Raw genomic sequence first — 24746 nt, forward strand, 5'->3', positions numbered from 1 at the left:
GATCACCTCACGCACCGATAAACCCGGAACGATGCCTGCATTCCTGTCCTCATGTCGCATTTAACAAGCGCAGCAAAACAATGCGCAGGCGGTATTCAAGCCAGCGCTGCATCACCTGTTTGGACGAAGAGCTTTCGTCTGGCATCACAAGAAGAAATAGAGCGTTTGAAACCGGGGAGTCACTGCTCCAGTCCAGAACTCATCTATCACTCGCAAACGAAAAACGCCCCGACAAAAAAACTATCTTTCATCGTCATGCGGGGCAAATTAAAGGAGGCAATATGAACCACTCAACATTGAACTTTGATCGCTATCCACAGCAACCGCACGGTGGAACGCTGGTCAACCAGGTTGTCCCGGAGGATCGCGTCAAGGACGAGATCGAACGTGCGCGCACCCTGCCCAGCATCCGCGTGGATCTGGAAGCCGTCATCACCATCGAGATGATTGCTACGGGCGTGCTCTCCCCCAACAAAGGCTTCATGAACGAGGCCGACTACAACTCCGTGCTCAAAGAGGGTCGTTTGAGTAATGGTGTGGTGTGGCCTGTGCCGCTGAGCTTCGCCCCGATTGGCGATCGCAACCGCGACATTATTAAAGGACTTTCGGTCGGCTCTGAAGTGGCGCTGACCAATAGCGACAACGAGCCGGTAGCCATCCTGAGCATCGAGGACATCTTCTCCTACGACAAAGAGCAACGCGCCCAGCAACTGTTTGGCACCACGGACAGAAATCACCCCGGCGTGGACTCCATTTACCGCCGCATGGGCGATGTGTCCCTGGGTGGCACCTTGCACCTGCTGCAGCGTGTGGACTGGGGCCCGTTCGAGAAGCTGCGCCGCGAACCCAAAGACACCTGGCGCCTGTTCTACGAAGAAAAGAAATTCAATTCCGTGGCAGGCTTTATCACCGGTGCGAATCCGCTGCACCGTGGCCACGAGTACATTCACCGCAATGCGCTGGAAGGGATTGATGGCCTGTTCCTGCAGCCACTGGTAGAGATGGCCAAGCGTGAATACGTGCGCCACGAGTTCCGCATGATGGCCTACCGAAACGTACTGGATACCTACTACCCCAAGGACCGTGCCATCCTCTCGCCGCTGCGGGTCACCTATATTTTTGCGGGTCCGCGCGAAACCATTTTGCATGCCCTGATCATGAAGAACTATGGGTGCACCCACGCCTTGATTGGTCGAGATCACGCCGGGATTGGCAGCTACTACGACAAGTACGCCAGCCACAGTATTTTCGATCAGTTCAGCCCCAAGGAAATGGGCATTGATGTGCGCCTGTTCCACGAAGTGTTTTACTGCACGCGTTGTGCCTGCCATGCCACTTCCGAGACCTGCCCGCACGATGATCGCTTCAGGCTGACCATCTCCGGCACCGGCATTCGCGAGATGCTGCGTCACGGCATCATGCCGCCCAAGGAAATTTGCCGCCCTGAATCCATTCTGCCGGCCATGCAAGGCGTACAGCCCAAAGGACTGTGCGAGGAAGGCGAAGCAATCCAGCCTGTCAGCAAGGTGATCCAGAGCATGTTCCCCTACTACACCCAGTACACCCGTCTGGGCGGGGCCAAGCGTAGTGAACCGCTGGATCCATCTCAGCTGACGGTGCGCGATCTGGAAATCGCCAGCCACGACGTGCGGCACCATGCGGGAGATATCTACAACGGGGTGTACACCGAGTACAGCGCCGTGGTGGATCACAACCGCAGCATGCAAGCCGCCTGGATTGAGGATGCACGTGCTGCTCTACGCTTCCAGCAGGAACGTCTGATCAGCGATCTGGAAGAAAAGCAGCAGCAAGCACCGGAAGAAGCCTCGGACGAGTTCATGTATCAGGACAAGCAGGAAGTCGTGCGCGAGCTGCATTCGGCCCGCAGCTTGCTGGATGATATTCCGACCGTGATTTCTGCCAAGCAGTTGACCAAAAGGACCTGGAACGTCCTGCCTTACCAGCGCTATCGTGGGGCGGATAAGGAATAAGGCTCTATCCAGCTTCCCCCTGAACAGAAAAAGCCCCTGACCTTGACAAGATCAGGGGCTTTTTCATCACGAAATCTGCCCGAAGGCAGACTCAAACTGTCCAGAACCTGCTCAACAGACCTCTTCCAGATTGACCTCATTCACAGGCATCAGGCGGCGGTAAAAAGTAGGCAGAGCAAACAAGGCGCCATGAATATCAGCGTTGTAGAACTGCAGGGAATCCTGGTTCTCGTTGCTCATACGCTGCTCCAGTCGTTCCTGGATTTGATCGGCGGAGAAAGCACGCGGGTTCAGCTCGTCGGAGGCAATTGCCAGCCCCCAGTAAGAGCCGTACAGCGGGATATGCAGACCGTAGCCATGCACTTGTGCAAACACACTGGCCAGGGATTCGCTCAGGTTCTTGACCTGCTGACTTTCGTGGAAAGGCGAACCCAGGTGCAATACCAAAGCACCACCACTTGCCAGCGCACGTTTGCAGGACTCAAAGAAGGCAGTCGTGTACAAGGGGCCGGCCGGAGTTTCGGGGTCGGTCAGGTCCAGATAGATCAAGTCAAAGCGATCCTGTGTATGGGCCAGGAACTTCGCGCCGTCTTCGATCTGAATTTGTACACGCGGGTTATCAAACGCCCCCTTGTGAATGGACTGCAAGTGCTCGCGGGCCACCTCGATCACTTCCCCATCCAGCTCAACCAGAGAGACTCGCTCCAGGCTGGGGTACTTCAACAACTCTTCCAGGGCTCCACCATCCCCACCGCCCACAATCAGGGCACGGCGTGGATTCGGGTGAGACATAGCGGCCGGGTGAATCAGACCTTCGTGGTAGAAGAACTCTTCGGCCTCGGAAGTCATCATGCAACCGTCCAGGCGCAAGGTCTTACCCAAGGTTTCGGAACGCAGCAACTCCAGACGCTGAAAAGCAGTCTGGCGCTCCAGCAAACGCTCGGTGAAGCGAAAGCCGTACAGCGCATCCTGATTCAGGTTTTCCGTCAGCAGTTCACCAGCATGGGCCGGGCCATCAGCCTCGCCACGCCACAAGCGATTACGCTGGGCTTGGCCGGGCTTGAAAGCCTGCTCAATACCGTCAATCAGGCGGGTCGCCTTGCCCGAATTGTCCTGCATGAAATTGCAGACATAGACGTCCAGCGTCACGCCACCACGCTCTGGCCAGGTATGGATGGCCAAGTGAGACTCGGCCAATAACAGTACCCCGGTAACACCACCAGGCTGCCCTTCAAATTCGGGAAATGCCTGCCACTCTTCACCAACAATCGTCAGCCCTGCATCAATAGTCTGCTGACGGCAAAAATCAGCCAGTTTCTGGGCATCGATTAGCAGCTCCGGGCTGCATGCACATTGGTAAAGGTCTGCGGTCAAGTGCAAGCCTTGCATAATCGTGTGCTCCTTTAACAGATTTTGCGCTCCCTACCAACGAGACGACCGCAACGTAAAAACTTCAAAGCGAGGTGCACCTGGAATGGCGATCACCTCGCTTCATCGAAAAGAGCGCAAATTGTACCTTATATCAAACTTAAATATATGAAAATAACCCTATTTTAGGGAAGATTAAGGTATATACGACGCGGAAGGCAGCAGAACCAATTCCATGACCAAATGCGCTCCTGGACCCGGACGGTCCTTGAAATAGACTCTGCCCCCATGATGGTGAACAATCGAGCGCAAAATGGACAAGCCCAGACCGCTTCCTTGCACCTGTTGCCCGGGCAGGCGATAGAACTTGTCAAAGACCTTCTCTTTATAGAGCGGATCAATTCCCGGCCCTTGGTCCAGGACCTCTATCCGAGCCCAACCGGTTTCGCCCGGCTGCAAGCGCAGGGTCACCATGGTGTCTGGCGCGGAGTACTTCAGGGCATTTTCCAGCGCATTGCGCAGAGCTACCAATAAAGGAACGATATCCACCTTGGCCCATAAGCCATACTCGGGCACATCCAGGTAAATGCGGTGGCGCTGTTCGTGAAAAGGGCGCAGACTCAGGCGCAGCACGGCACGCAAATCGGACTCGCGCCATTCCTGCATGCTCGTCCCCTCGTACTCCATGCGATTCAAGCGCGTCAAATCATCCAGCAGCACATCAACGCCACGAACCTTTTCATGTAATTGAGAGTAGATCTTGCTGGCCCAGGCTGACGGGGTTGTCTCCAGTTGCAGCAATTGGATATAGCCGCTGATGGCGGCCAGCGGAGAGCGTATTTCATGGGCAGCCATGGCAAAACAGTCGGCACGATCGCGCTCCTGTTGCATTTTTGTGCTGACATCGCGAATCATCAACAAAGTTGCGCTGTCTGAATCGGAGGCCGCATAGGCATGAAACTCCAGGGCACGGGCCTGTTCCCCTTCCCCATCCCGGTGCATGTAGTAAAAAGGATTTTTTTCGCGGTTAATAACCTGACTAATCCCAGGGAGCAAATACGCTAAATCTGCCCGTATTCCTTTTTCCAGATTCTGGAAAAAATGGATTAAATCATCGTTGTCATTGGCCAATTCCGGCGTATCCAGCAAACGCCGCATGGCCCGATTACAACCCTCAATTCGCCCACAGGAATCGAACATGACAATGGCATCGGGCAAGGCATCCAGCATTTGCTCAAAGCGATGTGCTTTTTCATAAGCCTGTCCCGGCCATTTAGGCACGCTCGCTCGGTCAAACAAACGTTGCCCGATCAAAAAACTGGTAAATAGTGTGAGCAACAAGCCAATCCCCTATTTTCGTCCCAAAACAAGCACCAGGCCTGCCTCAGTGTGGTTTCAATCTCCATGCGACAAAAAGCCAGTCCAGCGGATAAACCAAGCATTTTTCTAGATGGGATTACTGATCTGCCAATGCCTTTGCATCAGCCTGGGTGAAAAAACGGTTAATCGCCTAATAAATAAATTTCATAACAATCAGGCGGAACAATAAGAAAGGGATTAGTACTTTTTAAAAGTTTTACTCCAAAACCACCGCCCATACTGCTTAACGGCAGAAACAGCCGTATCATAAGGCGCATAAATTTTCTTTGAGGAAACAAGGGAACTTGTACAAAATGGATTCCTATTTATTTCATAAAGACTGACCAGGATCAAGACTAACGATAAAAACAAGTGCTAGGGTGCTAACACCCTTTTTCTTGGCCCGACAAGCCGAGCACCGCCCGGACCCGCCCGTAACATCAACACTTATAAGTGTGTTCAGCTCCCCACACTGGGCCCGTCCGGTAACACGACAGCGCAAGGGATACGCGTAAAATCAGCAAGGCGAGTCCAGGTTCACAGGCCCGCCCGATTGAAGTGAGTCCCTGATGAAGCATGAACATCTGAAAATCGGAGATATTAGAAGCATGTGTGTCGAATACTCTGCCTATCACTTGGCGTGAACAGGCCACTTCCCATTGCCATTAGTAGTATTTCTGTACTTACTAATACCGTCTCTACACTCTGCACTGCTACATCGGGGCCCATAGCCTTTCTTTCCCCGGTCTGGCCTGCTTTCATTTTGTTGACTCCATGAACGACGCCGTTTACTCCACTCGGCAGGCTGCTGATTTACTAGGTGTGTCTGTACGCACCGTACAACTTTGGGTAGAAGCCGGGACCCTGAAAGCCTGGAAAACCCAAGGCGGGCACCGACGCATCGACCGCGATTCCGTACAAGCCATCTTGCAAGAGCGCCGTGGGCAAACCAGCCCCCCGACGCCTGATGCTCCGATCACTCCCAGCCTACCTGTTTGCAGCGGTGAACCCTGCCTGCGCGTACTGGTCGTTGAAGACGACCTGGATTTGCTGGCGATTTACCGCATGGCCATGGAACATCTGCCCTTCCCGGTCGAATTGCGCTGCGAACAAGATGGCCTGAAAGGTCTGATTGCTGCCGGCAATTTCTACCCTGATGTGCTGATCGTGGACCTGAACCTGCCCAAACTGGATGGTTTTGCCATGCTCAAGGCGCTGGCCGATGCCCCTGAAACCGAACATACCCAGATTTATGTGATTTCTGCATTGAGCGCCGCCGATATTCACGCGCGTGGCGGTCTGCCCGGCAAAGCAACAGCCCTGGCCAAGCCCATTCCCATTGCCCTGCTCCTGCAGCTGCTCAGCGAAGCCTTCCACGCCCAATACCTGCCCTCCTGAGCACGTCCTCTTCCCTTTATCAGCCAGGATCAATTTTTTCAATTTCGATCTTTTTGTGACAAAAATTTTCATTTGATTATCATTTTTTTATTTTTAGACATAAAAAACGAATCAAATGATACTATTCACGAAAATTCACAACAAGAAATTGATCCGTTTATCTCGAGTCTTTTGCTGATACAAAAATACAAAGGGAAAGGCTATGCGCAAGAACCTACCAATTACCGGCATCGAAACCGAGCTGCTGGACGAGCAATATCTCATTTCCAAAACTGACCTGGCCGGCCGCATCATTTATGCGAACCCGGCCTTTGTCGAGGTGAGCGGGTTTAGTCGGGAAGAATTGATTGGCGAGCCGCACAATATCGTGCGTCACCCCGATATGCCATCCGAAGTTTTTGCAGATTTGTGGCATACCTTAAAACAGGGCCGTTCGTGGGTGGGGGTGGTAAAGAATCGCCGTAAAGACGGCGGTTTTTATTGGGTTCTGGCCCATGCCAGTCCCATTATTGAACAAGGGGAATTAACCGGCTTTGCGTCGGTTCGTGTGCGCGCAAAACCTCAGGATATTCAAGCAGCTGAACAGTTTTATCAGGAATTGCGCGAAGGTCGAAATCGTTCCCGAACGATACGCGCTGGCCAAATTACAGCTCGCAGCTGGCGTCGCCCTTTTGCCGGCCTTCGTTTCCTGGCTGGCCCCAGTTTGCTGGCCGCCTTTTTACGAAAAGGCCTGTTGAATCTGGGTATTACCGGCGGGATTATTGCCATGATCCTGAATACGGAAATGCCACAGCAAAGCATGATCCTCCTGGCCAGTTCTCTGGGGGTGGGGACACTGATGATTTTGGGCTATCAGGCCGTGCTGATGCGACGGGTTTTGGGATCGTTTAAAACGGCCACGCACATCGCCCAACAAATTGCCGCAGGCAACCTGACAGTCAACACACGCGGACCCGCTGTGAAGAAGCTGGAAACGCTGGGCCAGAATCTGGATCTGATGCGTAAGAGCCTGATGAGCATTAGTACCGACGTGGACCATAGCTGCAGCAACAATCAAATGGTGTCACGCAAGCTCTCGGATAACAGCGCCCTGCTGGAAGCACGCACTCAAGAGCAAGCGGCCTCCATGCAGCAGACCACTGCCAGTATGAGCTCCTTTGGGCAAGCCGTTCTACAGACCGCGGAAAACGCCAAGGCCAGCCACGAACTGGCTAGCCGCAGCGCGGATATCGCGGGTCGCGGGAACGAGGCGGTTCAGAAAGTCAGCTCATCCATGCAGCAGATTCTGGAAAGCTCGCAGCATATCGGCAATATCGTGTCGATGATCAATAACATCGCCTTTCAAACCAATATCCTGTCGATCAACGCCTCAATTGAATCGGCCCGCGCCGGAGAGGCCGGTAAAGGCTTTGCGGTGGTTGCCTCTGCCGTGCGTTCGCTGGCTCAGCAAGCGGCTCAAGCGGCCGATGAAATCAAGCAACTGGTCACCGAAACCCAAACCCTCAGTGCTGAAGGTGCCACCCACGCCGCCCATGCGGGGCAGACCATGCAGGAAATCCTGACATCCGTGTCTGAGGTTGCGGGTTTGATGGGTGAGATTTCTGCTGCCACCAGCGAGCAGAGCATCGGTTTGGGCCAGTTGACCCAGGCCTTGAAACAGGTGGACCAAATCACCAGCGACAATGCCGCTCTGGTCCATGACTTGAGTGAAACAGCGCAGGAACTGAACCAGAATGGGGCCGAACTGCAAGAGGCTATCAGTGTCCTGAATCACGGAGAAAGTGCGCATACTCATCCACCCACTCGCTCTGCTGCCCCCTTGATCCTGGCCCCGGTTGTGAAAATGGACGCCGCTCGTCGCAAACCAGCCCACCCAGGCCGACTACGACAATTGGCATCCAGTACCTGAGTTCGCTAAAAGCCCAGGCTTTCAGCCCCTCCCAACAAGGCCAGCACGCCCAGCACAGCAAAGATACAGGCAGCAATCCGGTGTACCAACTGAGTCGGCAAACGGCGGGCAATGCGCTCGCCAAACAAAACGGCAGGTGCGTTGGCCAACATCATGCCCAAGGTCGTGCCCAGCACCACCAAACCGAACTCTTGATATTTAGCAGCCAAAGCGACCGTCGCAATCTGTGTCTTGTCGCCCATCTCGGCCAGGAAGAATGTCACCAGCGTTGTGCCAAAAACACCAAAACGCGTACGGGTGGCTTCGGCATCATCGATCTTGTCAGGAATCAGAATCCATATGGCCATGGCCAGAAAGGAAATACCCAGCACCCAACGCAGCACTTCCGGATCCAGCAAAGCGGGAACCCAAGCACCAATGGCGCCAGCCAGACCGTGATTAACTAAGGTTGCTATGAAAATAGCGAGAATGATGGGCCAAGGGCGTTTGTAGCGGGCTGCAAGAATAAAAGCCAACAATTGGGTTTTGTCCCCAATTTCTGCCAAGGCAACCACACCCGTGGAGATAAACAACGCTTCCATAACAACTCCTGGCCGGATAAGAGACAAATGACCACAAACCTTCCCGGCCAAACGCGAAGGTCCATGGTCAAAAGTCTTGCCAGGCTAAGTTGCTATCAGCGCCATGACCCTGTGTAGGTCAAGTATGTTGACGCTGATCTTCGGTAAACCGAAGCGGCTACTCCCTAATGACGAAGCGCATCGTAGCCCAGATTAAGACGCCTGTCCAATCGGGGCTTTTCAACGCACAAGAAGTACACTTGCTTATTTTCACGCTTTCACCAGACGCATGACTGCCCAAAACCCAGCATCGGCTCAGCCCAACACCTACCAGCGCTATGTGCTGCTGTATCTGTTATTCATGATTTTGCTGTGGACCGTTTTGATGGCAATTAGCCATAAAGCCCCCGATCTGGACGGCATGGAAGAACTGGTCTGGTCGACCAGTTTCGAGCTGGGCTATTTGAAGCATCCGCCCTTCCCAGCGTGGGTGATGGCCGCCTTGACCAGCGTAGTCGGACGCCCGGCATGGCTGACCTTTGCCGCGGGCATGACAGCTTCGGTGCTGGGGCTATGGTTTATCTGGAAACTGGCCTGCGAATTCCTGAATCCCGAACGCGCCTTCATGGTCTTGCTGATCAGTTCTGTCAGTATTTACTTTTCCTTGCGCGGCACCATTTTTAATCACAACACGGCACAACTGTGGTCCGTAACCGCCGCGACCTGGTTTTTCTATCGCGCCAGCCGCGACCAGAAACCGGCAGACTGGTTATGGCTGGGCGCCGTCGCTGCGCTGTCTACGGTCACCAAATACAGTGCCGTGATTCTGTTCACCGCCTTCTTTTTGTATTTCCTGCGCAGCGGTATGTGGCGTCAGCGGCAGACCTGGATAGGGCTGGGCTTGGCCCTGCTTGCCTATGTGCTGGTCTTGTCGCCCCATCTGTACTGGCTGGTGAAGCACGACTTCGCCCCCTTCCGCTATATGGACGGCTCGCTGGAAACACATACCCGCTGGGAGGCCTACAAGGAACTGCTGGCGTTTAGCCTGGACCAGCTGGGGAGACTAAGCCCCATGGTTGTGGCCATGATTGCGCTGGGTATCTGGAATCGTCGCGACAGGAAAAAGCTGGCCCCATCCGACGCGGCCTTGCAAAACAAGCAACGCTACGCCGATGATATTTCCCGCAGCGACAAGCAATTCCTGCTGTGGGTGGGCCTGACTCCGATCGTCAGCACCGTCTTGATTTCAGCCATGATGGGCACCCGTCTGGTCGCTTCCTGGGCCACCACTTTCTTTGTTTTGTATGGCTTTTTTGCTCTTTGGGTCATGCACGGCAAGGACAAGATCCAGCTGCGGCGCGTGGCTATTATTGTGATCGTGTTGCAGATATTGCTGGCATCGGGCTACGCCTTGGCTCGTGGCCCATTGGCCTGGCATAAAGGTAGGGACTCTCGCTCCACCTTCCCCGGCCCGGAAGTGTCTGCCCAAATGCAAGCCATCTGGAACGAACACATGCCCGGCATCCCACTTAAAGTCGTAGTAGCCGATACCTGGCTAGGCGGCAATATTGCCGTTCATGCCGGCCAGGATGTGATGGTCTTTATTGATGCTGACCCGGCTGCTTCACCTTGGCTGACACTCCCGCAGGATATGGAATGCGGCGCTCTGATTGTGTACAGCCTCCAGACCCGTGGGAAACCTCCCGCATCCTTGCTCCAGCTGTACGAGCAAGCCCCTATCAAGGGGCAGGCCGAGCAGCGCTGGTCTTCCGAGCGCAGTCCCATGATTGATCTGAACTGGGCCATTCTGCCCGCACAAAGCAGCTGCCCCTTTACAGCCACTGCCCGCTGAATCACTTAAATTTTAGGGTGATGCACCGGCAGTTGCTCACCCAGATAATCCAGAAAATGTCGTACCGCCGGGGCCATGCCTCGGCGGGAAGCAAACACAGCGTGAATAATCCCCGGCAAGGGTGCCCACTGTGGCAATACCTGCACCAGGCGTCCGGCTTTCAAGGCCTCGCAACACATATAGTCGGGCAAGATACCCACACCTATGCCCTGCTCCACCCCTTCACGCAACGTCAGCAAATCCGAGGCCATATAGCGCGGCCTGTGCGTTACCGTCAGGCTGGCGCCCTCGGGACCATACAGCTCCCATTCGTTTTGACCTTGTCGGGCCGACATGGCCACCGTGGGCAATTTCACCAAATCAGCCGGGCCGCGCACCGGATCAAAACGCGCCAGCAGTTCAGGCTGAGCAACCAGAATTGCCCCTGTTTCACCCAGGCGCTTGACGATATAGCTCGCACTATCACTTAAGGTGCTGCGCACTCGCAAAGCCACATCAATCCCGTCCGCCACCGGATCAACCACCCGGTTGCTGACTTCCACCTCCAGCTCAACCTGAGGGTAGCGAATCAGAAACTGTGCAAACACGGTCGACAAGACCGTATGGGCCAAGGTGACCGGGCAACTGATACGCAAGAGACCGCGTGGTTCTTGCTGCACTTGAGCCACCGCAGAATACGCAGCTTCGGCCTCGTCACGCATGGCCTGGCAATGGCGCAGAAACACCTCTCCAGCAGGGGTCAGAGACAGGCTGCGCGTGGTGCGTTGCAGCAGGCGCACACCGACTTCAGCCTCAAGACGGCTAAGACGTCGCGATACTCGCGATGGCGGCATGCCCAAGTGTCGGGCAGCAGCACTAAAGCCGCCACGCTGTACCACTTCGGTAAACAGCACCATGTCATTTAAGTCATACATACAGGGAAGTTTTCCAGGATTACAGACAAAAGTAGAATAATCTTTCTCAGAAAAACCGGCTTATCAAAGGTATGGGCATCAAACATAATGACACCATTCCTTCATCGCTTTGGACACCAAACATCATGAAACTGCTACACGTAGACTCCAGTATCACCGGCGCCAACTCCGTTTCCCGCGAACTTTCGCAATTTGTGGTTGATCAGCTGCGCCAGCAAAATGAGCAAGTCCAAGTGGAGCATGTAGATCTGGCCCTGAACCCGCCACCTCACTTTTCGGCTGACTCCCTGGGCATGCGCCTGGGTCTGGACCCAGCCACCCTGAGCGAGCGCCAGCGTGCCGAGAACGCCATCACCGAACAATACCTGAGCCAGTTCCTGGCTTCCGATGTGGTGGTGATTGGCGCCCCCTTCTACAACTTCACCATTCCTAGCCAACTGAAAGCCTGGATGGACCGTCTGGCTCAAGCTGGCCGCACTTTCCGCTACACCAGCAATGGCCCGGAAGGTCTGGCCGGCGACAAAACGGTTTACCTGGTTCTGAGCCGTGGTGGCATCTACTCCGAATCGGAGCAAGGCCAGGCCATGGAACATCAGGAAAGCTACCTGCGTGTGATGTTCGGCTTCATGGGTGTAACGGACCTGCGTATTGTGTACGCCGAAGGTCTGGGCAAAACCCCAGAGCTGCGTGATCAGATTGTAGAGAACGCCAAGGCCAGTGTCAGCGCCTTGCTGGAAAAGAGCCCTGCCTAAGACCGGGAAGGCCTGGTTCGACCAGGCCTTGGCTGTTTAGTTCTGCACAAGCAGCCACCCGCCCCTTCAGCGCTCAAGCCTGAGCAAGCAAAGATAAAGCCGGATCCCAATCCCTGCGTGGACATCGGATCCGGCTTTCTCTTTTGCGTTGCCTGCCGGCAGGCAGGCAGGCAGGCAGGCAGGCAGCACATTCTGATCGCGCTGAATCTCCACCAGAGAAAAACACAAAGGGCCAATTGATGGCCCTTTGTGTTGATACCGCGATAAGCAGGAACGAAATCGGAGCAGAATCAATTTCTGCCCGCGCGCCCCTTTTTATTCGTCTGTTTCCAGCCAGTGGCCCAAGCGCAGACGCTTGGTGTTCAGGTAAGCCTCGTTAAAGGGATTACCTTCAATTTGATGCGGCACACGCTCCACCACATCAATGCCAATTTCCTGCAGGGTTTTTACCTTGCGCGGATTATTGGTCATCAGACGCAGCTTCTGGATACCGACGTGCTCGAGCATATCCTTGCAAATATCATAGCGACGCATATCCGCAGGAAACCCCAGCTTCTCGTTGGCTTCCACCGTATCCGCCCCCTGATCTTGCAGGTTGTAGGCACGGATCTTGTTCACCAGACCAATACCCCGCCCTTCCTGGCGCAAATACATCAAGGCACCACGGCCTGCCGTAGCAATACGTTCCAGCGCTAATTGCAGTTGAGGGCCGCAATCGCAGCGCAGGCTGAACAAGGCATCGCCCGTCAGACACTCGGAGTGGACACGGGCCAGGACAGGCTCGCCGTCGGCCACATCCCCCAGGGTCAACAATACGTGTTCTTTTTGATTGCTGCGCTCTACAAATACATGGATTTGGAATACGGCCCAGGGGGTAGGCAAACGGCTGGAGCTGACGTAGTCCAATAAAGCGCCGGGTTTGGCCTGCTGGGCAGCCAGCGGGGAGTCCGATTCTGATGCCAGTGCGGCATCCGGGATGGATTGCATAATGAGTCTCTGCTGCAACGAAGAAATGCGGCTTGGCCCCATCCGGGGCAACCTAGCAATGATAGCCCAATTCACTCCATTTCTTTAAGCCTGAGGCAAGATGCTTTTCAGGACTAATTTCGCCAGTCCCCCTATGACACAGACATGAAACATTCACCTTATGTGCCTATCCTTATAGCGAAAAGTTCTGCGATCCGGTATTCTACGCAACAAGAAAATACATAAAATGTTATGAAACTTACAAATACAGATGATCTATGGCGCTTTGTGTTTTTCACTGAGCCTTGATCATCCTCTTACTTGATTGATCATGCCCGCCACTAAGGTCTTTATTCGTTATGTTGTGATTGGGCTCGGCTTGGCCCTGCAACCGTTTGTCGCCCATAGTGCGGCAAGCCAGACCTGGCCCCAGCCTCCTTCTCAATTAAGTCTGGACAGCCCCTACGGCACCTTGCAAGTGAGCCAAAGCGATTATGTCTATGAAGCACAACTGCAACTGGACTCGCAAATCATCGCGCCCGAACTCAAGGGCTTGATCAATATTCCCTACGCCTTCAGACAATCCAACAACCAGACAGCGTTGATTTCGGTGGACAACGGCCTGGGGGGTTGCTCGATTTATTATCACTGGGTCACAGTGTCATCCAAGGGCTATACCGTCTCGCCAGCGTTTGGGTCTTGCAGCGCACAAATTCGAGTACGCCACCAGGGCCAAACCCTGATCATGGAAACCCCCAGCCTGGATAATCCCACCCTGATCGACGAGTACCGTTACGACGGTCGCACGATCAGTTTGCGCAAGCGCAAACACCGCACTCAATAAGAGAAGGAACCCGCGGCGGAAAACGGACTCCAAGACAACACTGACTATAATCAGATGTCTTAGTCTCTCCGGATTTTCCCTATGCACGCCTCCTCGACTCGCCCTTTACTCATCTGGGATCTACCCACCCGCCTGTTCCACTGGCTGCTCGTGATCAGCATCGTGGGTTGTTTTGTGACGATCAAGGTTGGCGGTTTGTGGATGGACTGGCACGTACGCTTTGGCTTGCTGGCTCTGGGGCTGCTGGCATTTCGTCTGGTCTGGGGTCTGATTGGTGGTTACTACTCCCGCTTCAGCCACTTCCTGCCCAATCCTGTACGAAGCCTGCGCTACTTGCGCGACAAGCCCGCGGTTTACCCCGGCCACAACCCCATCGGTGCCTGGTCCGTCTGGATCATGTTGATTGTGTTCGGTTTTCAAGCGGTCTCGGGCCTGTTTGCCAATGACGACATCTTCACGACTGGCCCTTTGGCCTATCTGAGCAGCGACTGGTCCAAAACCCTGACCGGCCTGCACAAAGCCAATGAATGGATCATGCTGGCCATTATTGCCTTGCATATCCTGGCTATTTTCCTGTATCGCGTGTTGCGTGGTCAGAAATTAACCAGCGTCATGGTCAAGGGCAGCATGCCGGTTCCCGCCGATGCCAGCCTGCCTGCCAGCAAAGACAGCTGGAAAACCCGTTTTCTCGCTCTGATCATTGTGGCGCTGATTGCCTGGGGTGTGTACTGGATGACAGGTCTGGCACCCGTAGGCGGCGGCATGGACGACTTTATGTAAGCCCGACTTATCCCCAGAAGCTGTGAATAAACCTGGGGATAATGCGGGGACTGTTTGGGCTGAGCCGCATTTTTACTAGCCGTCTTTTAAACTGGACGGTGACTAGCCGCTTGAGCACTTCCTGCGCAGAAAGCGACGGCCTCAAGATACTTCTTAGCGCCGTCGCCAAAATCCCCACAAAACCAGAACCAGGCCCAGCACAGCGGCTAATAAACCCGCCCAGCTGAAAATAGTCAGACCCAGCCATGCGGGACCGCGCGTAACCAGCACCGGACCCAAAATCAATACAAAAGCCGCCGTCACAATCGCAATGGCCAGACGGGTGGCCGCCTTTTCCAGCGACGAGGCCAGACGCGGCATTCCCTCGATTTGAATACGCGCCGAGATCTTTCCTTGCCGCACCCTATGCATCAACAGACGCAGCAATTGGGGCGCATCCATGGCCAACTGCCGGGACTCCAGCAAACTGCGTTGCAGGTCCGCATAAACACGACGTGGCGAGTACTGCTTGCGCATCAAGCCCATAATCACGGGCTGCGCGACTTCGACCACATCAAACTGCGGGTCCAGACGCTTCAGCACACCGTCCGCCGTGATAAAAGCCTTGAACAGCAAGGCCAGATCCGGCGGCAGAATTAAATGGTTCTCGCGCGCCAGAGCCATGAAGTCCAGCAAGGCAGCCGAGATGGACAACAGCCCACTGCTTTGTCGGGCTACATAACGCTGGGCACTTTCTTCCAGACGGCTCCAATCAAAGTCCTCTGCCCCGGACCAGTCCAGCAAGGTCGTTGCCACCCCATCTGCCTGTCCATCCACAATCGCCCGTAGCAACACCAGCAATTGCTGGCGGCGACGTTCCGTCAAATGGCCCACCAAGCCGAAATCAATAAAGGCAACCTTATTGCCCGGCAAGGCCATCATATTGCCGGGGTGCGGATCAGCATGAAACAGCCCGTCCTCCAGCACCATATGCAGGAACGCCAAGGCACCTCGGCGGGCCAATAATGGACGATCCGCCTCAATAGCTTGCAACTGTGCCTCTTGAATGGGCGAGACCCCGGGGACAAACTCCTGCACCATGACCGTCGCGCTGGTCCACTCCATATAGACACGCGGAACCACGATGTCCTTGAAGGGCTGCATGTTCTCGCGCACCGCCAAGGTATTGGCCGCTTCGCGGGTGAAGTCCAGCTCATCGGCAATGGCTTCAGCCAGGGCACGCACGATATCGTAAGGGCGATACTCGGGCAGCAGGCCTTGTTGCTGGACCAGGCGGGCAATCTGTTTCAACAAACGCAAGTCAGCCTGAATCAGTGGCTCCAGACCAGGGCGCTGCACCTTCACCACGACTTCGGTGCCATCCCGCAAACAGGCGCGATACACCTGTGCCATGGAGGCCGAGGCCAGCACCTGGGTGTCAAAGCGCGCAAAGGCTTGCTCAACCGTTTGCCCCAAAGCCTGCTCCAGCTCGGGTCTGATCGTTTCCCAAGGCACCGGCGCGGCATGACCTTGCAGCTTCTCCAGCTCCTGTGTCCACTCCAACGACAGCAAATCATTACGTGTAGCCAGAATCTGACCCAGCTTGATAAAGGTCGGACCCAGCTCTTCCAGCGCACGTCGCAAACGTTCAGGTGCCGAGCGCTCGGGCATTTCGGCCGCCACCGGGGTCTTGTTACCGGGCAGGAGGTCCGACAAGCCCAGGCGATGCATCACATCCCCAATCCCGTATCGAGCTATGACCGCTCCAATGGCACGGACCCGTGCATGGTCGCGCAAGGCCAACAAGGTTCCTCCCAACATACTCGCTCTCCAGTAGGGTACGCTCTGAGAAAAGTAGCATACCGCAGTGTCCCGGTGACTTACTTATCCACTTATCCACATTTTCAGTGGGCAAGCTCGGGGATAGCCTTTGGACAAGTCACATAAAGCCAAGCAATTCAATGACTTGTCATGGTGGGGTAATTAACGCCCCCTACCCGTTTTCCGATGACAAGAATCGAAAATGCCCCTGCTCTATCCACGGAAATCAGAGTACATTGACGTTTTCCAATTCAAGGAGAGCGTGATGCGTCTGGATAAGTCTCGCTCCAGCCGTAATGTCGAGGACCGCCGTGCCAATGGGCCACGATTGAGCGGCGGCAAGATCGGCCTGGGGACAATCGTGCTGGCCCTGGTGGCCATGTACTTTGGGGTGGATCCCAGTGTGGTGCTGAACCTGGCCGACGGCCCTACCAGCGCCCCTCAGTCTCAACCCGTTGCAGCCTCGGATGCACAGGGCCAAACCATTGCCAAGATCCTGGGCGAAACCGAGGATGTCTGGCGTGATGTTTTTGCCAAGCAAACCAATGGCAGCTACCGCGATCCCGTGCTGGTGCTGTACCGGGGCGCTACCCCGACCGCCTGCGGGGCGGGTCAATCTGCCATGGGGCCGTTTTACTGCCCTGCCGATCAAAAGCTTTATATAGACTTGGGCTTTTTCACCGAGATGGAGCAAAAGATGGGCGTCAAGGGCGACTTTGCCCCTGCCTATGTGATTGCGCATGAAGTGGGCCACCACGTTCAGAACCAGTTAGGCATGATGCGTCGTGTCGATGAGGCCCGTCGCAGCGGCTCCGCCTCTCAGGCTCGTCAAGCCTCCGTACGCCTGGAGCTTCAGGCTGATTGCTATGCCGGTATTTGGGCACACCACGCTGACGCGCAACGCCAGATTCTGGAACCAGGCGATATTCGCTCGGCCCTGGATGCCGCTCAAGCCGTAGGCGATGACACCTTGCAAAAGCAATCGCAAGGCTATGTGGTCCCCGATTCCTTTACCCACGGCAGCTCGCAACAACGCATGGCCTGGTTCATGGAAGGCTATAAAACCGGACAGCTGAAAATGTGCGACACCTTCACCCGTCCTGACCCGGTCTCCTGATAAACGTAAAATTATGTAACCTAGTCTTGCGCTAGATAATTTCCGTTCTATAATATTTTTCTTCGCAGGAAACGGGGGTCGTTAGCTCAGTTGGTAGAGCACTGGACTCTTAATCCATTGGTCGACAGTTCGAGTCTGTCACGACCCACCAAGCACCCTGCGACTTGCGAGAGTTTTCAAGGTAAATTTCTGCTCCGCAAAATGTACCTTGCTCCGCAAAAAGCATTTTAGCCCGCTATAGAGCGGGCTTTTTTGCGTCTGAATACAAGCTCAGCGAGGCTCAGTAGCCCTGCCATGCAAGGATCGGCAAAGCTTTGGTGACAGTAAGTACTGAACACGATCAATAGTCGTGGCACCCCTTCTGTAATTCGGTCATGAAGCGGCCCGCATGAAACCCGTCACACACAGCATGATGCAACTGAATGGCCACGGGAATATAAACCTTGCCGTCCCGTTCAAAGTATTTGCCTAGCGTGACAATAGGGGTGAACAAATTATGCAGGCTCGCGAACTGCATACTGAAGCTGGTGAAGGAAACCCACGGCAAGGCGGAAATATAGAATACGTTTTCAGGCGTATCGGATCGTGGAAAGTAACGAGTGTCCTCGCCGTACTTTTCCAGATCCCGCTCATACTCGGCCAGAAAGTCCTCTTTCTTCTCGTGGTACTCACTCCAAATAGATGAAAAACTTTCTTGCTGCACGTGCGGGATGGTGTAGCTGGGGTTGAGTCGATCGTAGACAATCAGCTCATCGTCCTTCATGGCCATACGAAACTCGGGATAGCGATTAAGGACAGCAGCTACCTCATGGATCATTGCCGGGTAAAACTTGCAGCGCCTGGCCTTCACCCAGTTCAGAAACCCGGTAATTTCAATTTCAACCGTAATACTGAACGCATTTTGAGCATACGTTTTAAAGACTTCAAAATGCTCACGCCGCCCCCAACTCTCAAGATCGAACTTCTGGTAGCTTGCCATCATCTTTTCCTGAATCTCCATACTGTCCATCCAGGCAAGTGTATAGAAAAACACGGTAAGCAGTGCCACTCTGTGTTCTTCAAAACCTTGCCTTAAACAGAGGCCGGACCGCTCACAGGACCTCCTGCCTTTGCCTGAATCTGCGACAGCGTGCGGGAAGGATCCACCAAGATGAAACCCAACACGGCTCCCATTAGTAAAAGCACGGCCGTCAAGGCAAAGCCCTGGTGAAAACCGGCAAGACCGGGCTCGGCCTGAATCAGCCTTCCCATCACAATGGGCGCAACCAGGCCCGCTGTTGTGGACAATGAATTGGTGATGGCCAGTGTGGAACCCCGCTTTTCAATCGGGCTGATTTGCGCTGAGATTGCCGAACAGAGCACAAAACCGACCTGGGGAAAACTCAAGCCCAAGGCGATCAGCACAATCCCCGCTGTTGGACCCGGCTTCAAGTAAGCGGCCGCCAGCAGGCACAAGGCCCCTGCCAACAAGAAACCTACCGTGACCAGACTGCGTGCCACTCGGGACGAATACCCCTGACGCAAGAAGCGGTTGGACAGGTAAGAGCCGCCCGACACAATCGGGATTGCCACGAAAATGCACAAGGAAAACAGCCATCCCGCCGTGTCCGACGAGAAGTTCAGACCGCGTTGCAAATAAGCGGGCAACCAGGTAAAGACCAACGCAGCACACCAGTACGCTACCCAGTACATCAGCAGGTTGCCGATGAAACTACGATTCAAAAGCACAGCACGGTAAGAGCAACGAGACTGCGGCATGTGCTTGCCTGCAGCGGGCGCCGCAGCTGCACTGAGGGGGCCGTCCTTACCCAACAAGGCCCATACCACCAGCCACATCAGCCCTGCTGCCGCTGTCACCCAAAACACCGAGCGCCAGCCATGACTGATGGTCAAATACCCCACCAAGGGACCGGCCAGCAGCATACCTACCTGCCCACCCTGCATCACGATGGCCGTAGGCCAGGTACGTTCCTGATCAGGGAACCACTTGTAGCAAGCATGCAAGGCCAGGGGATAGGCAGGCCCTTCCCCTACTCCCAGCAAAATGCGACAAGCCATCAAGGCAATAATCGTGCTGGCTCCCATAGCGATCGGAACCTGGGCTACAGACCAGATAACGACCAGCCCCACCAGCAGCAAACGCGAGGACACCGTATTGGACACAAAACCCACCACAATGCCCGAGATCGCAAACAGGAAGAAGAAGCTGCCTGCAATGGTGCCAAACTGCTGTGGCCCGATGGCCAGCTCCTCCATCAACGGCACGGCGACCAGACCAAATATCGCCTTATCGGCAAAGTTGATCACCATGAACAAAAACAACAAGAACACCACGACGTAGCGCTGTCCTGGGAAATACTTTTTCTGGTTTTCCATGTCTCCCCCCAACTTGTCAAAAGTACAGCGATACGATCAATAAGGACGGTCACCAATAATGGTGGCTCGGGCCATTTTGCGGGGCAAAGGAAAGTAGTCCTGAACGGCGTAATGCTGGGTGGCCCGGTTGTCCCAAAACGCAATGGTGTGAGGCTGCCATTTCAAGCGCACTTGATACTCCGGGTGACGGGCCTGATCCACCAAATACTGCAGCAGGAAATGAGCACCGCTTTGCAGCTCGGGCATGCCACGGAAAAAGCCGGTTTCAATGTAGTTGGCCAGATGGGTAGTCCAGCTACTGACATACAGAATCCGCTGACCGGTTTCTGGATGAGTACGCACCACAGGGTGTGTCTGCGCTGGAAAACGATCTCGCATTGCCGCCCTGTCCTCCTCAGGAATACGGTCTATGAAACCAGGCAATAAATCGTGCACGGCTTCCAGCTCATGCAAAATATCTTTGATGTGAGGCGGCAAGTTCTCATAGGCCACTGCCATATTGCACCAGATCGTATCGCCCCCGGCGGGTGGGCATTCAATGCAACGCAGAATGGAACCCATGGAAGGTTCGGCCCGCCAGCTGACATCACTATGGTAGATATTCTCACGCCCCGGCTGCGTGTTATTGCCCCCCAGCAGCACCAGCTCGGGATAGTCCGGATCGTGTGGAAAAACCGGATGCACTTCCAGCTCACCAAAGCAACGGGCAAATGCAACATGCTGTGCCGCATTCAAAGGCTGGTCGCGAAACACCAGCAATTGATGCTTCAACAACAAGGCGCGCAGCTCCTGTACCTGCGTATCTTCCAGGGGCTGAGTCAAATCGACACCCGCTACCTCGACACCGATAGCGGGCGACATGATTCTGGTTTCCAAGCGGCTGGCTGCGATTGGGCTGTCTACGACCTGCGTCATGATCCTCTCCTGAATATTGTTTCGTTTCAAACGAAACAATATTAGCGTGAGAAATATCCAGCACAACTCGGTGATTACCCTTGAGACTTCAAATATGTGCGTCGCCGCTGAAATCGCTGCCAAAGCGCTGGACCATACGGTTCTCCAGGCGCGTCATCATCTCTTTAAAGGAGCTGAGCTCTTCCTGGCTAAGCACGGACGTCAGCTCCTGCTCCAGACCCAGAGCGATGGGCACAATGCGATCGTGCACTTGCTGACCCTGCTCGGTCAGACACAGCAGATTGCTGCGCATATCGTTTTCATTATCGCGACGAGCAATTAACTGAGCGGCTGTCAGGCGAGAAACGGCACGGCTGACCTTGGCCTTGTCCATGCTGGTGCGCTCGGTCAAACTGCCCGAGGTCAGGGTGCCATAGCGTCCCAGGGTCGCAATGATGCGCCACTCTGGAATGGACAAACCAAATTGCTGTGCATGCTGACGCGCAAAGGTCACCGCAATATGCGAGGCCAATATCGTGACTTGATAAGGGAGAAAATTCTCCAGGTCCAGGGTGGTTTTTTCCAACTCGCTTCCCAAGGCGCTAGTCCGCTTTCTGTAAGGAGTTTGATCATAGCATCGCCAGGCAATGGCTTCGCCGATTGGCTACCCAGCTTCTTTTCGATGCAACAAGAAAAAACAAGAGCGGCCTGCCCTGCAGTCATAGTTGTTTACTTTAGCTGCGCCCTAAATCCGATACGCTGGAAGATCACTTCAGTCAGGAGATGTTCATGCTAATTGCCATTGATCCCACCAAAGCGCCCGACACCACTCCTCCCGGCAAAACGCCCAACCCCGAGCCGGACCCTAAAAAGATTCCTGGCAATGAGCCGCCATCCAAAAAATAGTCAAAGGCCAGAGCTTTTGACGCTGGTATTTGCAGGAATTTGAACACTTGCTCGCCATACGCAGGTCGCGTGTCATTACATTGAGATGCGGCCTGAAACGGCTGTCACATTTTCTGCAGTACAGTGAATCGTGGTGATATTTATTACAAACCATCACCCTACGCTAATTGGCAAGCCAGTTTGCAAACGCTATTACATCAACCACAAAATTATTTGAGGAGCATTGTATGGCCCAGCTAGACCGAGGCACCATGTGCATCATGTGCCAAACCCTTCCACTATCGCAACCCAACGCTCAACGACATCCTTACCTCAAACCCATCAGACGAGTAGATGACACTGACGAACCAAGCACCGAAAGTCTGTATCACTGCACTGTTTGTCACACCCATTGGCTATACCAACGCGACAAATGGGACGCCTGCCTGGGATTCAAATTATGGCAAGGAGGCCTGCAGGCATTTAACCGGCGGCATGTACCGCTTACTTTCCCCACTCAGAGCACAGACAGCAAAAAAACCAGAAAGCACAAAGGTCCTGAGCTGCTCTCTTGATCCTTGCTAGTCGCAGAACTAGCTCTATCGATACACGGGCAGCGCTGACACGCGGGCTGCCCTGTCGATCCTCCTGGCGCCCTGCCATTCAGACACGGCAATTCCAGCACGAACAGGTCTGTTTTGCCTACTCTGCAGCCGGTCATTTTACTGAACCGAATGTTGCAAAGTTAAGACTATTAAAAAAAAATGCGCACTTGTTGCGCCGCAACATATATTATTTTTCCATAGTCGTTGTTCCTGCGGTGGTGAGATGAGCGGAGACAGGCGTCACAGAGCGCTGCTGTTATCTCGCTGCCCACCGACTAGGCAAGACCGGGGTCACGTGCCTAGCTAGCTTACTCGCCTTGCCGGAATTGTGTTGCTCTTCAACCTACAACACAGGTCCGCTTGCCTACCACTTGCGTTCGCGCTGTCGCACACCCTGCTGACAGCCGGAGAGTCGCTCAAACCGGCGTTGCCCGGTTGCACTCAAGCCATCCACCAGGATTACCCATCCCGGTCGGCCCCCTCTCAACCGTCTCCTACCCCTCTCGGTGTTCCATTGCATCCGCAAGGCCAGCTTGCCTGTGTTTACTTCAGGAACACCTATGAAATTGATTACCGCCATCGTCAAACCCTTCAAGGTTGACGAGATACGCGAGGCCCTTTCCGATCTGGGCATACAGGGGATGACGCTTACCGAGGTCAAGGGATTTGGTCGCCAGAAAGGCCACACCGAGCTTTACCGCGGTGCGGAATATGCAGTCGACTTCCTGCCCAAGATCCGCATTGAACTGGCTATTCCCGACGAGCAGTTGCAAAGCGTTCTGGAGGCCATTCAAAGCAGTGCCCGCACCGGACGTATTGGTGACGGCAAGATCTTTGTCCAGCCGCTGGACCATGTCATCCGCATCCGCACCGGCGAATGCGATGAGCAAGCCCTGTAATCGGAGACTCCATCATGAACAACGCTGATCTATCGTGGATGCTGGTCTCCACGCTTCTGGTACTGATGATGGCCGCGCCGGGCCTGGCCCTGTTTTACTCGGGGATGGTGCGTCAAAAAAATGCCTTGTCCATGTTGTCCCAGACCTTGCTGGTGTTCAGTCTGGGGGTGGTGCTGTGGTTTATCTATGGCTACTCACTGGCCTTTACCGCTGGCAATCCCTTGATTGGCAGTTTCGACAAGGTCTTGTTCAACGGCATGTTCACCGCTGCTGACCAACAGTTCTCCATGTCGGGCACCTTGCCTGAACTGCTGTTTGCGTCTTTTCAGGCCACCTTTGCCGGCCTGACTTGCGCTCTGGTTGTCGGTAGTCTGGCAGAACGTACCCGCCTGTCCGCCATCCTGGTCTTTACCGTGATCTGGTTCACTTTGGCCTATCTGCCCATTTGCCATATGGTCTGGTTTGCCGATGAACAGAACGGCGGCTTGCTCAACTCCCGTGGCGCGCTGGACTTTGCCGGTGGCACGGTGGTGCATATCAACGCCGGTATTGCCGGTCTGGTCGGTGCCTGGATGATTGGCCCCAGACTGAACTACCGTCGTGAAGCCATGCCACCTCATAACCTGCCCCTGACCTTTATTGGTGCGGCTCTGCTGTGGGTAGGCTGGTTCGGTTTCAACGCAGGCTCGGCTTTGTCGGCCAATGAAAATGCCACGCTGGCATTCTTCAACACCATGCTGGCAGCCGCCATCGGCGTTGTGGCCTGGACTTTGGGTGAATGGATCAGCAAAGGTCATCCTTCCTTGCTGGGTGCCTGCTCGGGTGCGATCGCAGGTTTGGTCGGCATTACTCCGGCAGCCGGTTTTGTGGCTCCTTCCGGCGCACTGGCCATTGGCCTGATTACCTCCCTGGCGTGCTTGTGGGGTGTGAATGTTCTGAAGCGCTGGTTACGCGCCGACGATACGCTGGACGTTTTTGGCATTCACGGTTTGGGCGGGATTGTGGGCGCTTTGCTCACAGGTCTGTTCAACGCACCTGTTCTGGGTGGTCCTGGTACTGCCGCTGGTAACAGTATCTGGATGCAGTTGTGGATTCAGCTCGAAGGCGTGCTGGTTACGCTGGTCTGGTCCGGTGTGGCTGCCTGGATTGCCTTCACCATTGCCAAGCTAGTCTGCGGCGGTTTACGTGTCGATGCTGACCACGAGCGCGAAGGTCTGGATATCCGTACCCACGGTGAAACGGGTTATCAACACTGAGATCCCATCATGATTCTTGCCAATCTTGCCTGCGGGCAAACTGCTCCCTTTAAACACAGGCACAGGCCTAAAAGAAAAAGCCCTCTTTCGAGGGCTCAGACTGCTGACAAACCCTCCCATAAAACAGCAGGCTTGTTCATAATACGTTCATGCTTAAGACCCCGACTGCTTATCAACATGAATGGGAAATGGTCACGCTGGACTCCTTGGTTCCGGGCGAC

General features: G+C 54.7%; 20 protein-coding genes, 1 tRNA gene and 1 riboswitch. Of the genes, 11 read left to right on the top strand and 10 right to left on the bottom strand.

The features are described 5' to 3' along the window. Positions 1–281 precede the first annotated feature (281 nt). Positions 282–1991, top strand: coding sequence for a sulfate adenylyltransferase (locus KOE80_RS14355; protein ID WP_035272635.1), 1710 nt, complete (start codon positions 282–284; stop codon positions 1989–1991). A gap of 111 nt (positions 1992–2102) precedes the next feature. Here KOE80_RS14355 and speE read toward each other — a convergent pair whose 3' ends face one another. Beyond that, on the bottom strand, positions 2103–3380 hold the full coding sequence (gene speE, locus KOE80_RS14360; RefSeq protein ID WP_226349408.1) for a polyamine aminopropyltransferase: 1278 nt from the start codon (positions 3378–3380) through the stop codon (positions 2103–2105). Between the two features lie 174 nt (positions 3381–3554). Next, positions 3555–4640 (bottom strand): ATP-binding protein, encoded by a 1086-nt coding sequence (locus KOE80_RS14365; protein ID WP_226349409.1) that lies wholly within the window; start codon positions 4638–4640, stop codon positions 3555–3557. A gap of 852 nt (positions 4641–5492) precedes the next feature. On the opposite strand from KOE80_RS14365, the gene KOE80_RS14370 reads away from it, so the two are divergent. Continuing rightward, complete coding sequence (locus tag KOE80_RS14370) at positions 5493–6116, top strand: helix-turn-helix domain-containing protein (protein WP_026483008.1); 624 nt, start codon at positions 5493–5495, stop codon at positions 6114–6116. A 202-nt stretch (positions 6117–6318) separates the two neighbouring features. Continuing rightward, positions 6319–8025, top strand: coding sequence for a methyl-accepting chemotaxis protein (locus tag KOE80_RS14375; protein WP_226349410.1), 1707 nt, complete (start codon positions 6319–6321; stop codon positions 8023–8025). Positions 8026–8030: 5 nt separating this feature from the next. Here KOE80_RS14375 and KOE80_RS14380 read toward each other — a convergent pair whose 3' ends face one another. Next, a complete protein-coding gene (locus KOE80_RS14380) occupies positions 8031–8606 on the bottom strand; it encodes a TMEM165/GDT1 family protein (RefSeq protein ID WP_009456260.1) in 576 nt (191 codons plus the stop codon). 1 nt (position 8607) lies between these two features. Further along, a riboswitch (yybP-ykoY riboswitch) is annotated at positions 8608–8784 on the bottom strand. Positions 8785–8874: 90 nt separating this feature from the next. Here KOE80_RS14380 and KOE80_RS14385 point away from each other — a divergent pair. Further along, positions 8875–10437, top strand: a complete 1563-nt coding sequence (locus KOE80_RS14385) for a glycosyltransferase family 39 protein (RefSeq protein WP_226349411.1) — start codon at positions 8875–8877, stop codon at positions 10435–10437. Between the two features lie 5 nt (positions 10438–10442). On the opposite strand, the gene KOE80_RS14390 is transcribed toward KOE80_RS14385, so the two are convergent. Further along, positions 10443–11351, bottom strand: a complete 909-nt coding sequence (locus KOE80_RS14390) for a LysR substrate-binding domain-containing protein (protein ID WP_009456252.1) — start codon at positions 11349–11351, stop codon at positions 10443–10445. Positions 11352–11476: 125 nt separating this feature from the next. Here KOE80_RS14390 and KOE80_RS14395 point away from each other — a divergent pair, with 125 nt between their 5' ends. Beyond that, positions 11477–12103: an FMN-dependent NADH-azoreductase gene (locus KOE80_RS14395; protein ID WP_026483011.1), complete on the top strand. Its 627-nt coding sequence runs from the start codon at positions 11477–11479 to the stop codon at positions 12101–12103. 315 nt (positions 12104–12418) lie between these two features. On the opposite strand, the gene ribA is transcribed toward KOE80_RS14395, so the two are convergent. Then, complete coding sequence (ribA, locus tag KOE80_RS14400) at positions 12419–13090, bottom strand: GTP cyclohydrolase II (protein WP_009456248.1); 672 nt, start codon at positions 13088–13090, stop codon at positions 12419–12421. A gap of 310 nt (positions 13091–13400) precedes the next feature. Between ribA and KOE80_RS14405 the strand changes: the two genes are divergently transcribed. Together KOE80_RS14405 and KOE80_RS14410 are read left to right on the top strand one after the other, a co-directional pair. Then, complete coding sequence (locus tag KOE80_RS14405; RefSeq protein ID WP_203145645.1) at positions 13401–13913, top strand: hypothetical protein; 513 nt, start codon at positions 13401–13403, stop codon at positions 13911–13913. Positions 13914–13994: 81 nt separating this feature from the next. Then, positions 13995–14693, top strand: a complete 699-nt coding sequence (locus tag KOE80_RS14410) for a cytochrome b/b6 domain-containing protein (protein ID WP_115633886.1) — start codon at positions 13995–13997, stop codon at positions 14691–14693. A gap of 153 nt (positions 14694–14846) precedes the next feature. On the opposite strand, the gene KOE80_RS14415 is transcribed toward KOE80_RS14410, so the two are convergent. Then, positions 14847–16493, bottom strand: a complete 1647-nt coding sequence (locus KOE80_RS14415) for an ABC1 kinase family protein (protein WP_035272623.1) — start codon at positions 16491–16493, stop codon at positions 14847–14849. 265 nt (positions 16494–16758) lie between these two features. Here KOE80_RS14415 and KOE80_RS14420 point away from each other — a divergent pair, with 265 nt between their 5' ends. Both KOE80_RS14420 and KOE80_RS14425 read left to right on the top strand, forming a co-directional pair. Beyond that, positions 16759–17610, top strand: a complete 852-nt coding sequence (locus KOE80_RS14420) for a neutral zinc metallopeptidase (RefSeq protein WP_226349412.1) — start codon at positions 16759–16761, stop codon at positions 17608–17610. A 75-nt stretch (positions 17611–17685) separates the two neighbouring features. Continuing rightward, positions 17686–17761 (top strand) — tRNA-Lys (locus KOE80_RS14425). A gap of 189 nt (positions 17762–17950) precedes the next feature. Here the strand turns inward: KOE80_RS14425 and KOE80_RS14430 are convergent. The 4 genes from KOE80_RS14430 to KOE80_RS14445 all read right to left on the bottom strand — a co-directional run bounded on the left by KOE80_RS14430 (position 17951) and on the right by KOE80_RS14445 (position 21466). Then, positions 17951–18610, bottom strand: a complete 660-nt coding sequence (locus KOE80_RS14430; RefSeq protein WP_407066151.1) for a CatA-like O-acetyltransferase — start codon at positions 18608–18610, stop codon at positions 17951–17953. A gap of 71 nt (positions 18611–18681) precedes the next feature. Then, positions 18682–19986: an MFS transporter gene (locus tag KOE80_RS14435; RefSeq protein WP_226349413.1), complete on the bottom strand. Its 1305-nt coding sequence runs from the start codon at positions 19984–19986 to the stop codon at positions 18682–18684. A gap of 36 nt (positions 19987–20022) precedes the next feature. Then, positions 20023–20901, bottom strand: a complete 879-nt coding sequence (locus tag KOE80_RS14440) for a TauD/TfdA dioxygenase family protein (RefSeq protein ID WP_226349414.1) — start codon at positions 20899–20901, stop codon at positions 20023–20025. Positions 20902–20989: 88 nt separating this feature from the next. Further along, on the bottom strand, positions 20990–21466 hold the full coding sequence (locus KOE80_RS14445; RefSeq protein ID WP_009456231.1) for a MarR family winged helix-turn-helix transcriptional regulator: 477 nt from the start codon (positions 21464–21466) through the stop codon (positions 20990–20992). A 1464-nt stretch (positions 21467–22930) separates the two neighbouring features. On the opposite strand from KOE80_RS14445, the gene glnK reads away from it, so the two are divergent. Both glnK and KOE80_RS14455 read left to right on the top strand, forming a co-directional pair. After that, complete coding sequence (gene glnK / locus KOE80_RS14450; protein ID WP_009456229.1) at positions 22931–23269, top strand: P-II family nitrogen regulator; 339 nt, start codon at positions 22931–22933, stop codon at positions 23267–23269. A 14-nt stretch (positions 23270–23283) separates the two neighbouring features. Continuing rightward, a complete protein-coding gene (locus KOE80_RS14455) occupies positions 23284–24525 on the top strand; it encodes an ammonium transporter (RefSeq protein ID WP_083053308.1) in 1242 nt (413 codons plus the stop codon). Positions 24526–24746: the final 221 nt, after the last annotated feature.

It is taken from the genome of Alcaligenes sp. 13f, assembly GCF_020496585.1.
Lineage (GTDB): Bacteria > Pseudomonadota > Gammaproteobacteria > Burkholderiales > Burkholderiaceae_B > Alcaligenes > Alcaligenes phenolicus.

Excerpts from the sequence above, each read along its gene's own strand:
- KOE80_RS14355 (WP_035272635.1), top strand. The coding sequence starts at position 282 with ATGAACCACTCAACATTGAACTTTGATCGCTATCCACAGCAACCGCAC.
- speE (WP_226349408.1), bottom strand. The coding sequence starts at position 3,380 with ATGCAAGGCTTGCACTTGACCGCAGACCTTTACCAATGTGCATGCAGC.
- KOE80_RS14370 (WP_026483008.1), top strand. The coding sequence starts at position 5,493 with ATGAACGACGCCGTTTACTCCACTCGGCAGGCTGCTGATTTACTAGGT.
- KOE80_RS14375 (WP_226349410.1), top strand. The coding sequence starts at position 6,319 with ATGCGCAAGAACCTACCAATTACCGGCATCGAAACCGAGCTGCTGGAC.
- KOE80_RS14380 (WP_009456260.1), bottom strand. The coding sequence starts at position 8,606 with ATGGAAGCGTTGTTTATCTCCACGGGTGTGGTTGCCTTGGCAGAAATT.
- KOE80_RS14385 (WP_226349411.1), top strand. The coding sequence starts at position 8,875 with ATGACTGCCCAAAACCCAGCATCGGCTCAGCCCAACACCTACCAGCGC.
- KOE80_RS14390 (WP_009456252.1), bottom strand. The coding sequence starts at position 11,351 with ATGTATGACTTAAATGACATGGTGCTGTTTACCGAAGTGGTACAGCGT.
- KOE80_RS14395 (WP_026483011.1), top strand. The coding sequence starts at position 11,477 with ATGAAACTGCTACACGTAGACTCCAGTATCACCGGCGCCAACTCCGTT.
- ribA (WP_009456248.1), bottom strand. The coding sequence starts at position 13,090 with ATGCAATCCATCCCGGATGCCGCACTGGCATCAGAATCGGACTCCCCG.
- KOE80_RS14405 (WP_203145645.1), top strand. The coding sequence starts at position 13,401 with ATGCCCGCCACTAAGGTCTTTATTCGTTATGTTGTGATTGGGCTCGGC.
- KOE80_RS14410 (WP_115633886.1), top strand. The coding sequence starts at position 13,995 with ATGCACGCCTCCTCGACTCGCCCTTTACTCATCTGGGATCTACCCACC.
- KOE80_RS14415 (WP_035272623.1), bottom strand. The coding sequence starts at position 16,493 with ATGTTGGGAGGAACCTTGTTGGCCTTGCGCGACCATGCACGGGTCCGT.
- KOE80_RS14420 (WP_226349412.1), top strand. The coding sequence starts at position 16,759 with ATGCGTCTGGATAAGTCTCGCTCCAGCCGTAATGTCGAGGACCGCCGT.
- KOE80_RS14430 (WP_407066151.1), bottom strand. The coding sequence starts at position 18,610 with ATGGAGATTCAGGAAAAGATGATGGCAAGCTACCAGAAGTTCGATCTT.
- KOE80_RS14435 (WP_226349413.1), bottom strand. The coding sequence starts at position 19,986 with ATGGAAAACCAGAAAAAGTATTTCCCAGGACAGCGCTACGTCGTGGTG.
- KOE80_RS14440 (WP_226349414.1), bottom strand. The coding sequence starts at position 20,901 with ATGACGCAGGTCGTAGACAGCCCAATCGCAGCCAGCCGCTTGGAAACC.
- glnK (WP_009456229.1), top strand. The coding sequence starts at position 22,931 with ATGAAATTGATTACCGCCATCGTCAAACCCTTCAAGGTTGACGAGATA.
- KOE80_RS14455 (WP_083053308.1), top strand. The coding sequence starts at position 23,284 with ATGAACAACGCTGATCTATCGTGGATGCTGGTCTCCACGCTTCTGGTA.